The sequence below is a fragment of the Granulicella pectinivorans genome (genome assembly GCF_900114625.1).
GTDB classification, from domain to species: domain Bacteria; phylum Acidobacteriota; class Terriglobia; order Terriglobales; family Acidobacteriaceae; genus Edaphobacter; species Edaphobacter pectinivorans.
The window spans coordinates 713771-727718 of the sequence record NZ_FOZL01000001.1 but is presented as its reverse complement, the minus strand read 5'-3'; the positions used below and the strand labels follow the sequence as shown (position 1 = coordinate 727718).

6 protein-coding genes are annotated in these 13948 nt (G+C 62.8%); 4 read left to right on the top strand and 2 right to left on the bottom strand.

The features are described from left to right. Window positions 1-158: 158 nt before the first annotated feature. A complete protein-coding gene (locus tag BM400_RS02790) occupies window positions 159-3434 on the top strand; it encodes a TonB-dependent receptor (RefSeq protein ID WP_089836428.1) in 3276 nt (1091 codons plus the stop codon). Window positions 3435-3554: 120 nt separating this feature from the next. Here BM400_RS02790 and BM400_RS02785 read toward each other — a convergent pair whose 3' ends face one another. Continuing rightward, entirely contained in the window at window positions 3555-4748 is a 1194-nt protein-coding gene (locus tag BM400_RS02785) for a hypothetical protein (RefSeq protein WP_089836426.1), read from the bottom strand. Window positions 4749-4940: 192 nt separating this feature from the next. On the opposite strand from BM400_RS02785, the gene BM400_RS02780 reads away from it, so the two are divergent. The 3 genes from BM400_RS02780 (at window position 4941) to BM400_RS02765 (ending at window position 11740) form a co-directional block, all read left to right on the top strand. After that, window positions 4941-8426, top strand: a complete 3486-nt coding sequence (locus BM400_RS02780) for a TonB-dependent receptor (protein WP_245781645.1) — start codon at window positions 4941-4943, stop codon at window positions 8424-8426. A gap of 120 nt (window positions 8427-8546) precedes the next feature. Then, entirely contained in the window at window positions 8547-9236 is a 690-nt protein-coding gene (locus BM400_RS21885; protein ID WP_175528837.1) for a hypothetical protein, read from the top strand. Further along, a complete protein-coding gene (locus BM400_RS02765) occupies window positions 9227-11740 on the top strand; it encodes an amylo-alpha-1,6-glucosidase (protein WP_141223786.1) in 2514 nt (837 codons plus the stop codon). Before BM400_RS21885 ends, BM400_RS02765 begins: the two co-directional genes overlap by 10 nt. Before the next feature lie 5 nt (window positions 11741-11745). Here BM400_RS02765 and BM400_RS02760 read toward each other — a convergent pair whose 3' ends face one another. Beyond that, complete coding sequence (locus BM400_RS02760) at window positions 11746-13935, bottom strand: DPP IV N-terminal domain-containing protein (protein WP_175528836.1); 2190 nt, start codon at window positions 13933-13935, stop codon at window positions 11746-11748. Between the last annotated feature and the right edge of the window lie 13 nt (window positions 13936-13948).

The following is a 13948-nucleotide window of genomic DNA, read 5'->3' as shown; positions in this document are numbered from 1 at the left end:
TTATGACCCCGACGCAACGCAGCTCTCACAAGACAACCGGCACCTGCAGCCCCGGCGAGATCGTCCACCGCCGGAGCGTGGTCGTTGTCCCGCAGAGTTTCGTTCTCCCCCTTCAACAAAACTTTTTGGCTCGTCCCTGCGAGCGAAAGGAGCCTCTCATGAAATTCCTCCCACGTCTTCTCTACTCCCTGGCCGTTGTCCTGCTGCTCTGTATGGGCGTTGCCGCACACGCGCAGGTGACTGGAGCCCGTGTCACCGGTCAGGTCACCGACCCCACCGGTGCCGCCATCCCCCAGGCCCAGATCACCATCACCAACACCGGCACCAACGCCTCCACCAGGGCCGTCTCCGACCAGCAGGGTGAATACAGCATTCCCTCCCTGCCCGCGGGTCCCTACAAGATCCTCTCCACGGCCAACGGCTTTGCCGACACGCTCCAGACCAATATCACCCTCACCATCGGTCAGAACGCCATCATCAACGTCACCCTCAAGGTCGGCGGCGCCAACGATACCGTCACCGTCAGCTCCAACCCCACCATCATCAACGGAAGCACCGCCGAGATCAGCGCCGTCGTCAATGAGGATTCCATCAAGGAGCTTCCTCTCAACGGCCGAGACCCCTCGAGCCTCGTCTTCCTCACCACCGGTGTGACCAACGAACTCCAGTCGCAGGCCTCTACCCTGCCCACCACCAACTCCTTCCCGACCCAGTCCAGCGGCTCGGCCGGCGGCGGTCGCCAGGGCAGTACCTACTACCTGCTCGACGGCGTCACCAACATGGACTACTTCGCCCTCCTTGCGGCTCCGTTCCCCAACGCCGACGCCACCCAGGAGTTCCGCGTCATCTCGAACAACTTCGATGCCCGCTATGGCTTCTCCCCGGGCGCCGTCGTCAGCATCCAAAGCAAGGGCGGCTCCAACGCCTTCCACGGCGGCGCATTCGAGTTCCTCCGCAACGCGGACCTGAACGCCTCGAACTACTTCAGCCACACCCGCGATCCCCTCAAGCGCAACCAGTTCGGTGGCTATCTCGGCGGTCCCATCATCAAGGACAAGCTCTTCTTCTTCGCCAACTACCAGGGCACCCGCGCGAGCACTGTCTCCACTCAGAACTCCACCTATACCCCTACTGCCGCCATGCTCAACGGTGACTTCAGCGCCGTCGCCGTCGATCTCAAAGCGCCCTTCGCCACGGTCAACGGCAAGCGCAACCAGATCGACCCCAGGCTCTTCAGCCCCGGTGCGGTGGCCATCGCCGCATCGCTTCCCCTCGGCGGCGACGCAGCCACCGGCCTCACCAACTTTGCCTCGCCCAAGCAGCGCGACAGCTACGATGAAGGCACCGCCCGTATCGACTACACCATCAACGATCGCCAGCGCGTCTTTGTCCGCAACTTCATGTACAACTTCAACCAGCCCGGCCTCGGCACCCCGGGCAATCTGCTCAGTGGCGTCCAGGGTCTCCACGGCATCTACGTCAACGATGCCGTCAACCACTCCTGGACCATCACCCAGAACCTGCTCAACAGCGTCACGGCCTTCTACCAGTCCTTCGACTTCGGCTCCGGAACAGCCCTCTACAACAAGAGCGGCCAGCAGGAGTGCCTGTCCAACTACATCGCCGTCTCTGATCCCGTCGGCTCCTGCTATATCGGTGGCTTCTCCGCCGTCGATGGCAACGCGCTCTACGGGGGTGCCCTCGGCTTCACGCTCTTCTCCGGCTCGGTCAACGACACCAAGCGCCGCAACTTCGGCTTCTCCGACACCCTCACCTTCACCCACGGCAAGCACACCATGTACTTCGGTACCGACATCCTGCATCGCTACACGCACGAGAGCTCGGGTGCAGGAGCCAATCCCACCGTCAGCATCACCAACTCCTTTACCGGCTTTACCCTCTCGGACTTCCTGCTCGGCGATGTCACCAGCTTCTCGCAGAACGCAGGCGAGAGCGGCAGCATTCGCGGCTGGATGACCGGCCTCTATGCCCAGGATCAGTACAAGGTCCGCCCCAACCTCACCATCAACGCAGGTCTCCGTTGGGACCCCTACACCCCCATGAGCATTGATGGTGGACGCGGCGCGGCCTTCGTTCCCGGCCAGCAGAGCACCCGCTATCCCAACGCCCCCATCGGCGTCGTCTTCCCGGGCGACACCGGCGTCAACAACGCCATCATGCCCACCTCCTGGCTCTACTTCGAGCCTCGCATCGGCATCGCCTACCAGCCCGCCCCCAAGACCAGCGTCCGTGCCGGGTTCGGTCTCTTCACCACGCCCCTCGAAGACGCCAGCTACAACCACGTCTACGACACGGCTCCCTTCGATCCGTCCTTCTCGCTCAACGCCGGCTCAACCGCCATCTCGCTCGACAGCCCCTGGAGCGGCTTCACCGCCACCGGTGGCAAAAGCCCGTTCCCTCCCTTCGCCTCACCCACCGTCACCCCGCCCTCCAACTCGACCTTCACCCTGCCCATGCAGCTTGGCGCCGTCTTCCCCAAAAACTTCCGCCTCGGCATCGTCCAGAGCTGGAACCTCTCGGTGGAGCAGCAGTTCACCGATACGCTCGCCCTCCACATCGCCTACGTCGGCAGCGAAACCTATCACCTCACCACCCCCATCGAGCTCAATCCCGGCTCGCTTGCGAACCCCGGCGATGCCCGCTCGATGGCCAACTTCGGCTCCATCATTCAGGTCCAGATCGGTGCCACAGCCAACTACAACTCGCTCCAGGTCGGCGTCGAAAAGCGCCTCTCCCACGGCATCCAGGTGCAATCGAATCTCACCTGGTCGCACTCGTTCGACGTAGGCGGATCCGGCGATCCCTCCTTCGAATCCAGCGTCAGCGATCCCCACAACATCGGTCACGACCGTGGTCCTTCGAGCCTCAACTACCCCATCGTCTCGGTCACCAACTTTATCTATGAAGCGCCCAGGCTGCAGCACTTCAACCCCATCGTGCGCAGTGTCCTCGGCGGCTGGTCGCTGAGCGGTCTCGTCACCCTGCAGTCCGGACCTCCCTTCACCATCAACGGCGGCAACGGCAACAACAACTCCGGCTTCCTCGTCTATCAGGATCGCGCCGACCTTACCGGTGCGCCGCTCAATGTACGTCAGGGCAACAAGGCCAACTGGCTCAACCACTACTTCAACCCTGCCGCCTTCAAGGTCAACGCCGTTGGCACCGCCGGCAACTCACCCAAGTACCTCATCCAGGAGCCCCCCATCTACACCGCCGATCTCGGCGTGCAAAAGAACTGGACCTACCGCGAACGTTACGGACTGCAGTTCCGCTTCGAGGCCTTCAACGCCCTCAACCACCCCAGCTACGGTCAGCCGGATTCAAACCCCGACGACTCAAACTTCGGTGCCATCACCTCGAGCGGTCCCATCCCCGCCCGCGTCGGCCAGGCGGCTCTCAAGCTCACCTTCTAACCCCAAACCGGCATGGCCAGACAGTGCAAACTGTCTGGCCATGCTTTTTGCCACCATCCGCGCTTCTCATCCCCATCGGCGAAGAAATCCCCGCATCCGCCATGCCAAAAGTACGATGCGCTATCGCAGGTGCAACGCCACAATCTCCGCGCCGACACCCACGCCTCGGCTCACCGACACCCGCAGAATCGCCTCGAACGGCTTCACGACGCCCCCCGTCGTTCCTGCCATCTCCAGCAGCTTCGCGGCATTCTGCGGCTGACACGCAAACTCCACCGCTGCCTGCGTCCCAATGGTCGTCAGCCCGCTGAACACAAGAATGTGCCGATCCGGCTGCAGCCCCGGCAGAAACGCGATCAGCGCCGTCTCCTGCGTCGCATCGGCGTACGGCAGCCTGGCTGGCTCCCCCGGGTGCGGATGCCGGTTCACAAAGTACCCCTGCTCGTGCTCGTCGATCACCACCGCGAACTCCGTCGCCGTCGGAAGTTCCTGCAGTGCCGTATTCTGGCTCGGAGCGCCAATGAAGATCAGGTTCCGCGACTTTGCCTCGTCCCACGTCACCAGACGGCTTCGTTTCAGCGTGAACGTCGCCTTGCGGCGGTCGAACAGGCGTGTCAGCTCATAGATCGACGCCACCTCCCCGGTTCCCGTATACGTCTCGTCGATCGGTGCGCTCTGTTTTCCGTTTCCGTCGATAATCCGCAGCCCGGTGCGTGGCGTCCCCGTAAAAGCCGGATTGCTGTAGATAATCAGCGTCGGGCTGGAGGCAGCGAGAAACGGTGCCCAAAGCCGGTCGAGTTCGCTCGAAGCCGGTGCGGTCATCCGCCGGTCGAGCGCCATGCCGGCGACTAGCCCAAGCACCAGAAGACCCAGCATCGCCACCCAGAACAGCCAGGATCGCCCCGTCTCAGCCACGGTGGCCACCGGCACAATCGCCGGAATCTCCTCCTCGGGCTCCGTCTGCGGCACGGCATCCGGCGGCGGAGTACCTCCCTTGTGGCGGAGCAGCACAGGATAGTAGTGGCCCTTGGGAATCTCGATCACGACCGGCTCGTCCGCGCCTTCGCTGGCAAAATACACCGCCAGCTTCATGCGCAACAGCCTGGCCTGCGACCTCACAATGCTGTCGTCGCTGGAGTTGAAACCGGGCCTGCGCCCGAACACATGAATGCCGATCTGTTGCTCGGTCGCCTCCTCCGGAGCCTGCCTCATATAGCAGTCCATCACGTAGAGAAAGAACTCCCTCAGCTTGGGAGAACCGCTGATCTGCGGCGCGGCCGTAATTCTTCCGACGAGAGCCTCAACGTCGCCCATTGCGGAGCGGTTTAGCTCATTTGCTTTTGTTTCAATCACTTCCGACGACCAGGTATATTGTTTCACCTTCAATTTCACCCGTCAAACCACGTGCCGCACCGTGAACTGCGTTACAAATCGACGTTTCATCGAGGACCCTCATGCGTGCTCAGAAACCTGCCTCGCAGGCATCTGAGTTTCAGGAGGCAACACTTGAATACCAAACACCGAATCTTTAGATGCGGGCAAAGACTCGCCCTCGCGGCGATCTTTCTGTCCAGCACCAGCAGCCTGTTCGCCCAGGCGCTTTATGGGTCCCTGTATGGAACGGTCACGGACTCGACAGGCGCGGTCGTCGCCGGGGCAACCGTCACCGTGCGTGACCAGCAGAAGGGAACCCAACAGGTCGTCCAGACCAAGCCCGATGGAACTTGGGCTGTCGACCACCTGATCCCCGATACCTACACCGTGCAGATCTCGGCCCCGTCCTTCGCGCCGTCCGAGGTCCCCGGCATCGAGCTGCACGCCGACTCGTCGCAGAAGATCGATACGCCTCTCGGTGCGACCGGCACGGCCCAGACCGTCACCGTCACCGCCGAGGCGCCTGCCCTCAAGACCGACCGCGCCGACATCTCCCAAACCCTCGACGCACGCACTATCGGCAACCTCCCCAACTTCACCCGGAACCTGACCAGCTTCCTGCTCCTCACCCCCGGCGTCCAGCACTCCAGCTTCAACATCGCCGGACCCGAAAACCCACAGGCAGGCCTCGCCCTCAATACCAACGGTTCGAACTACGGTGAGCAGGGCTTCATCCTCGACGGAACCGACAACCGCGACCCCGTTCTCGGCATCATCGTCATCAACCCCACCCTGGACTCGGTCAACGAGACCAAGGTGACCACCCAGAACCCAGATGCTGAGTTTGGCGGAGCGGCCGGCGGCATCATCAACGTCACCACCAAGTCCGGCGGCAACGCCCTGCACGGCGACGCCTTCCTCTTCCGGCACTCCGACGCCTTCTACGCGCGCAACCCCTTCACCCAGTTCCAGCCCGACCCCATCACCGGCAAGACCATCCCCAGCGAGCTCTACAGCCAGTTCGGCGGCGCTGTCTCCGGCAAGATCATCAAGGATAAGGCGTTCTTCTTCCTCGACTACCAGGGTCTTCGCAATCGCCTCGGTTCGAGCATCACCCAGAACGTACCCACGAACCTCGTGCGCAGCACCTGCGTCAACGCCACCGGCGGCACCTGCAACCTGTCCGAGTACACCTCGCAGGTGCTCTATAACCCCATCACCAAGACCCCCTACGGCGCCGCCGGACAGATCCCCGTCTCCGCGCTCTCGCCGCAGGCGATCGCCGTGCTGAAGCTCCTCCCTGCCCCCAACGCCACCGGACAGGGCACCTCCAACAACTATGTGGCCGCCGGCAAGGGTACGCTCAACAGCGATCAGGCCGACATGCGCCTCGATCACCAGCTCAACGACCGCATCCACCTCTTCGGGCGCTATGACTATGCTCTCTTCCGCCTCGTCGGCGTCCCGGTCTTCGGCGCAGCTGGCGGCAACGGCTTCGGCCTCGGCGGCACCACAGGAAACACCGTCACGCAGAACCAGAGCGCCACGGTCGGCATGGACTGGGCTCTTCGTCCCAGCCTCCTCACCGATCTTCGCGTCGGCTTCCTCAGTTACCACGTCTCCGAGAGCAAGTACGCCGGGCAGACCTCGGCCACCGCGCTCGGCATGCCCAACCTCAACGTCTCGGCCGACACCGCCGGGCTGCCCACCTTCAACTTCAACCAGAGCTCGCTCAGCGGACTCGGCAACCAGGGCTGCAACTGCCCGCTGACGGAAAGCGAGCAGGTCTTCCAGCTCGTCAACAACTGGACCAAGACCAGCGGACGCCACACCTTCAAGTTCGGTGGCGACATCCGCTACGCGAAGAACATCCGCAATGCGTCGGATAACAACCGCTCCGGTCTCTTCACCTTCGACTCCGCCACGACGGCCGGTGCCGGATCGACCGGCAACGACCTCGCCTCCTTCCTCATCGGCGATGCCGCGCAGTTCCAGCGCTTCAACGTCTACATCAACGACCAGTACAACTACCAGAAGCGTGGCGCATTCTACGGCCAGGACTCCTGGCGCATCACCTCCAAGCTGCAGCTCAACTACGGCGTTCGCTGGGACATCATCTTTCCTGAGACCGTCAACGGTACCGGACACGGCGGCTTCGCCTCCATCGACAGCGGTGGCATCCGCGTCGCCGGAGCAGGCCCCTACGGCACCAACGGCGGCCAGTTGATGGACTATAAGAACCTAGGCGGACGCGTCGGTCTCGCCTATCAGGTTCTGCCCAACACCGTCATCCGTGCCGGCGTCGGTACTGTCTACGACACGGTCGGCTACTTCGGAACGCTCTTCGGCTCCGTGCTCTCGCATAACCTGCCCGTCCAGGCCAATGAGAACCTCGGCACCACGGGCAGCGTCAACAGCGTCGGCGCAACCCTCGCCTCCCCGCCGGTTCGTCCGGCGCAGCCCACCATCCCCACCACCGGTCTCATTCCCTTTCAGAATGCGTACAGCCAGACCTTCCGTCCGGCCCGTATCCAGCTTCCGAAGGTCGATCAGTTCAACGTCGCCGTGCAGCAGCAGTTCGGCGCCACCACGACGCTTGATATCGCCTACGTCGGCAACGTCGGGGAACGCGTCTACCCCGGCGAGACCTACGGCTACGATCTCAACGAGCCCACGCTTCCCACCACACAGGCACAACTCGCCGCGGGCAGTGCGGCACGTCGTCCTTATAACGGCAAGTTCGTCGGCAGCTACCAGGGAGCCGCGACGCTCTGCTGCTCCAACTCCATGACCTCGGCCGCGCCCTCGGGCCACGCCAACTACCACTCGCTGCAGACCAAGCTCGACAAGCGATTCGCGCACGGCCTCCAGTTCAACGCCAACTACACCTGGTCGAAGGCCATGAACTACGCCAACGACGCAGCCTTCACCAACTACAAGCAGTTCAGCTACGGACGCAACGACACCAACCGCACCAACATCTTCGTGTTGAGCGGCGTGTATGAGCTTCCCTTCGGCAAGAACCGCATCTTCCTTGCTCACTCCAACCGCCTCGTCGACTACCTCGTCGGCGGCTACAGCCTCACCGGCCAGACCACCTGGGAGAGCGGACGTCCGTTCACCCCGACCTACGCCGAGTGCGGCGCCGATCAGGACCTCGACAACAACTTCGGCGGTCCCGGCACCACCAGCGACTGCCGTCCCAACGGCGATGCCAAGGCCTTTGCCCTGAGCACCGGCGGTCTCAACACCACCACCCACGCCCGCCGTTACTTCACGCCGGTCGCGGCACTCGCCACCAACGGTGCGGTCTCCGGACCGTTCCAGCGTCCGGCCTTCGGAAACTTCGGCAACATCGGGCGTCTCTCCATGGTCGGCCCGCGTGACTTCTACGCGGATGTCGCCGTCCTGAAGGACATCCCCCTCACCGAGCGTTTCAAGGGCCAGTTCCAGTTCCAGGCCTTCAACGTCTTCAACCACGCCGCTCTGGATATCCCCACCGGCAGCAACTCGCGTTGCATCGACTGCACGGTCGCCCAGGGAGCCGGTGTCATCACCGCCCTCGAAGGCAACAGCACGATGCGCCGTCTCCAGTTCGCCGCCCGCGTCACCTTCTAACCCCAAAGCCCCCATGCCTCGCCAGAGGCATGGGGGTCAGCCTTGCTTTTGCTGTTGCTCTTGCTCTTACGCTCTTTATCCCTCCACAAACGCGCGTCATCTCGACCGGAGCGAAGCGGAGTGGAGAGACCCCCGCATTTTGTTTTTGTTTTTGTTTTTGTTTTTGCTGTTGCTGTTGCTGTTGCTGTTGCTGTTGCTGTTGCTGTTGCTCTTGCTCTTGCTCTTGCTCTTGCTCTTGCTCTTGCTCTTGCTCTTGCTCTTGCTCTTGCTCTTGCTCTTTATCCCTCCACAAACGCGCGTCATCTCGACCGGAGCGAAGCGGAGTGGAGAGACCCCCGCATTTTGTTTTTGCTGTTGCTGTTGCTGTTGCTGTTGCTGTTGCTGTTGCTGTTGCTGTTGCTCTTGCTGTTGCTGTTGCTGTTGCTGTTGCTCTTGCTGTTGCTCTTGCTGTTGCTGTTGCTGTTGCTGTTGCTCTTGCTCTTGCTGTTGCTGTTGCTCTTGCTGTTGCTGTTGCTGTTGCTCTTGCTGTTGCTGTTGCTGTTGCTGTTGCTCTTGCTGTTGCTGTTGCTGTTGCTCTTGCTCTTGCTCTTACGCTCTTTATCCCTCCACCAACTCGCGTCATCTCGACCGAAGCGAAGCGGAGTGGAGAGACCCCCGCATTTTGCTTTTGCTGTTGTTGTTGGTTTTGTTCTTACTCTTGGTTGTCATCCCCGAAGGGGATCTGCTTTTTCTTTTACTCTTGTCGTTCCCAAACCACCTGCTATCCTTCGTTTCCCAACTTTCTCCATGAGGCCTTCTCCGTGCGATTGACCGCTGCCGTTCTGCTCCTCTCTCTCTCCCCCGCCCTCCACGCCCAAAGCAGCACCCAGACCGGCCTCACCACCATCCCCTCTTTCCCCCTCGACGCGAACCCCCTCGTCATCCGCAAAGACGCGATGGCCAACAAGCCCTTCTCCGTCACGGGCGAGCGCGGCGCGATCCTCGGGCAGCAGGACGGCACCTTCGAGCTCTGGCTCCTTCCGGTCAAGATCCTGCACGAAGCACACCTCACGGCGAAGCTGAAGGACTACGACGCGGTCATCGATCTGAACGCGCACGCCTCGTCCATCGAGGTCCGCCCCGACCACACCACCATCACCTACGCCCACGCGGCGATCACCGTGAAGCAGCACATGTTCATCCCCCACACCTCCGAACCCGGCCTGGCGACCGCAGTGGTCCTCTTCGAAATCCACGCATCCCGCCCCGCCGAGATCACCCTCTCCTTCGCCCCCAGCATGGAGCAGCAGTGGCCCGCCCCGAACTTCGGCCGCCCCGGCGCAAGCTGGACCCCATCCGGAACCGGCGGAGCCTACACCCTCGAGACCGACAACCCCGACTTCTACGGCATGGTCGCCATGCCCAACGCGCAGCATGGTCCCATCCCTCCCTACCAGGAACGCCCCGTGACCACGCCGGTCGAGTTCCACCTCTCCTACGACCCCGCGAAGGACGACCACAGCTTCTACCCCCTGCTCTGTGGTCTGGCAAAGAAGGGCGAAACCGGAGTAGCGGGACGCGCCGCCCTCCTCGCGCGCCTCACCAGCGCGAACCAGCACCTTGTCCACGATTACCAGACAGTATCCCAGGATTGGGACCACTTTTTTGACCACCGCCTCACCGTATCCACCCCCGACAAGCGCTTCGACGAAGCCCTCCGCTGGGCCGAGGTATCCATCGAAGAATCAAAGGTTTCCACCGCCGGCGGAGCCGGTCTCGCAGGCGGCTGGTACACCTCCGGCGACTCCGCCCGCCCCGGCTTCGGCTGGTTCTTCGGCCGCGACACCTTATGGACCCTCTACGCGGTGAACAGCTTCGGCGACTTCGCTATGTCGAAGCAAGCATTGGACTTCCTGCTGGCCCACCAACGGGCCGACGGCAAGATGATGCACGAGTACTCCCAGACCGCAGCCCAGGTCGACTGGGAACACATGCCGTATCTCTACGCCTCCGCCGACTCAACCCCTTTATTCGTCATGCAGATAGAAGATTACGTCCGGTCCAGCGGAGACATCGCCTACCTGAAGCAGCACTGGGACAACGTAAAGCGCGCCTACCAGTTCACCCGCAGCCACACCACCCAAGGCGTCTACGACAACTCCCAGGGCACAGGCTGGGTGGAGGAGTGGCCGAAGATGCCGCATCAGGAGATCTACCTCGCTGCGCTCGACCAGCAGTCCGCCGCCTCCTTCTCCCGCCTCGCAGGGCTGATGGGCGAAACCGATGCGGCTCAGGAGGCAGGCAAAACGGCGGCCGATATCGCAGCGAAACTCGCCGCCTATCGCGGAGAAGACGGCGTGTACCGCTTCAACCGGCAGCAGGATGGCTCGTACGAGAACGTGCCCTCGATCTTCCCCGCGGTCGCATGGTGGAGCGGCCATCTCGCGCTGCCTCAGGCAGACACGACCTTCGCTCAATGGGCCGGACACACCTTCAGCACGGACTGGGGTATTCGGTCCGTTCCAACGAGCGCCACCATCTACGACCCTGTCAGCTACCATCACGGATCGGTCTGGCCGCTCTACAGCGGATGGACCTCGATGGCGGAGTATCGCACCGGGCGTCCCGTGCAGGCGTTCTCCAACCTGCGCAATACGGCGGAGCTGACCTGGCTGCAGGATGCGGGTGCAATCACCGAGGTGGTCTCGGGTGAGTTCTTCGCGCCTCTGGGAAGAAGCAGCTCGCACCAGCTCTGGTCGTCCGCCATGGTGCTCGCACCCGCCATCCGCGGTCTCTTTGGCCTGGAAGCCGATGCCCTCCACCATACCCTCCAGGTGGCTCCGCAGATGCCCGCGGCATGGGACAAAACCACCCTGCAGCACGTGATGGTGGGCAGCGATAGCTTCGAGGTTGCCATCGAGCGCGTGGGGGCGGAGCTGCAGGTCCGCGCCACGTCACCCGGTCCGTCCACGCTCTGCCTCGCGAAGCCTGGGCAAACGGTCTCGAAGGATTGCACGGAGCGCCCCTCCACGCAGCACACCCTCCGCCTTCCCCTTCCCGCGGTCGAGATTGGCACGCAGGAGGCCCCCGCAAGCGAGGGAAACAGAACATCGCAGATGAAGGTGATCGATGTCCGGAGCGACAGCCACACCCTCACCGTGCAGCTCGAAGCCCCGGCCGGCAGCGCGCATCGTCTCTTCGTGCGGCAGAACGCCGCCAGACAACGAACCCTCAGCGCTGAGGGCGGAACGATAGAGGGCAACGAGGTCCTGGTCAAATTCGGGGACGCCAGCGGAACCGGCTACGTCAGCAAGACCGTCACCCTGCGGTGGTGACTCGGCTACCGCTGCCGCTCGACGAGCGTGATGTGCCGTTCGGCATCATGCTCGTCCGTCATCAGGACGATGTGCCCCTGCGCAACCACCGAGATCCCCGCATAAGGAGGAGGCGTCTGCTGCAGCGTGGCGTATAGGCTGGACTCCCGCGTCTCCGGGTTCAGAATCCGGATCTCCGGGCTCGTATGGCTTTGATCCAGGTAGAAGATACCCAGCGGCGTCACCTGCCAGTACCCCCAGAAGCCTGCCGCCGGAGCCTTCGAGACCTGCACCTCGTTCCCGCCTCCCACCGGCGTCCGCCATAGCCCATCCTCGTTTCCACGCGTGTAGTAAAGCCACCGCCCATCGGGCGACTCCTGCGGCTCGATCCCATCGCCCGTTGTCACCGGCTGCGGCTCTCCCCCGGCCGCCGGAATCATCCACAACTGCCATCTCCCTCCGCGATTCGACCGGAAATAGATCTTCTGGTCGTCATGCGACCAGCGCGGGACGATATCGTTCGCATTCCCCGAAGTCAACTGCTTCGGCTGCCCGCCCCCCACCGGCACGCTGAAGATATGCGAGTGACCATCCGGCCGTGAGTCGAACAGAAGACTGTCCCCATGGTTCGACCATGCTGGACTGCCCGTCAGCGGACCCCCCAGGAACGTCAATTGCCGCAACGACTTACCCTCGATCGACGAGATCCAGATCTCCTGCGATCCGGAGCGAAGCGACTGGATCGCAAAAAAGCGGCCATCGGGCGAGAGCGACGGGGCAGAGTCCTGCTGGGTCGAGGAGAGCACGCGTTCCGGAACCGCCGCGGACTTCCCCTCAGCCCCCCTCAGCCGAAGAATGCTCCAGAAGGCCGAACCCTGCGCATAGGCGAGCTGCCCCGGCCGCGGTCCCACCGCCGGACCGAAGGCGTCCTCACTCCCCACCGGAAGCCGCTCCGGCTTTCCCCCATTCAACGCCATCTTCCACAGCGCGTACTTCCCGCCTCGGTTCGACGAGAACAGAATGGAGCGTCCATCCGCGCTCCACGTAAGGCTGTCGATGTTCATCCGGTCGGAGGTAAGCTGGTGGACCGCGCCATTGCCCACAGAAATCCAGTAGATATCCCGGACGGCAGTCTCGCTCGCCCGGGTAAAAGCAATCTTTGTCCCATCGGGCGAGTAAGCCGGGTTCAAGTCTCCCTCCCAACCCGACGGAGGCGATGTAATCGACCTTACATTCCGCGTCGCCAGATCCAGTTGGAACAGCGACGAGTGCGGCTGCGAACCGTCGTGATCCGGAAAAATAAGGCTCTTCCCATCCGGCGACCACGAAAGGGCACCCTGCTCCCAGTGGCTGGGCTGCTGCGGAATATAGATGCGGCTGGCCCCCGATCCCGGCGCAGTTCCCGTTATATAAAGTCCCAGACCGTCGCTTGATCTCCCCAGATAAGCGATCTGCCGCCCGTCGGGCGACCAGACGGGGCTGAACTGCTCTCCGCCATCCTTCGCCAGCCGAGTGAGGTTCTCCTCGCCAATCCGCTTCACGTAGATCTGCCGCGTCTCGCTTCCGTGCTTCGCCCACACAAAAGCGATATGCGCGCCGTCCGGCGAGAACGCCGGCTGTGTCTGCTCCCCGTCGTAAGAGGTGAACTGCACCGTACGAAGGCTGCCGGAGGGCCCCGTTGCCTCCCGGCGGGCATGTACTCCATAGCCCGTGGCGGCGACGAGCGAAAGTGCCGCGGCTGCTCCGGCGATCCACCTGGCACGAGGCCAGCGAGCCGCTCCCGCAGGCGGAACAATGCTCTCCGCCGCAGGCCGAGCCTCCAGAGGCGCAGCCGGCTGCTCCACCAACACCTCCATCGGCTCAGGCTCGGCAAACTCCGAAACGGGAGCCACCAGCCGGTACCCCACCTTGGGAACCGTCTGGATAAAGTGCGGCGCATGGGGATCGTCTTCGGTGATCTTCCGTAGGATCGAGATGCAGCGGGTCAGCACGTCGTCACCCACAAAGGTGTCCGGCCACACCGCTGTAATGAGATCTTCCTTCGAGACGACGTGGTTCTGTTGCGAGGCCAAAGTGAGCAGCACCTTCATCACTTTTGGCTCGACATGCCGCTCCTCACCATCCCGCAGAAGCGTATTCGTCTCGGGATCGACCCTCCAAACACCTGCGAGGAATGCGGTTTTTCGTTCGTGCACCATCAAATTTGCGTTACTCAAAATGCCACATCCA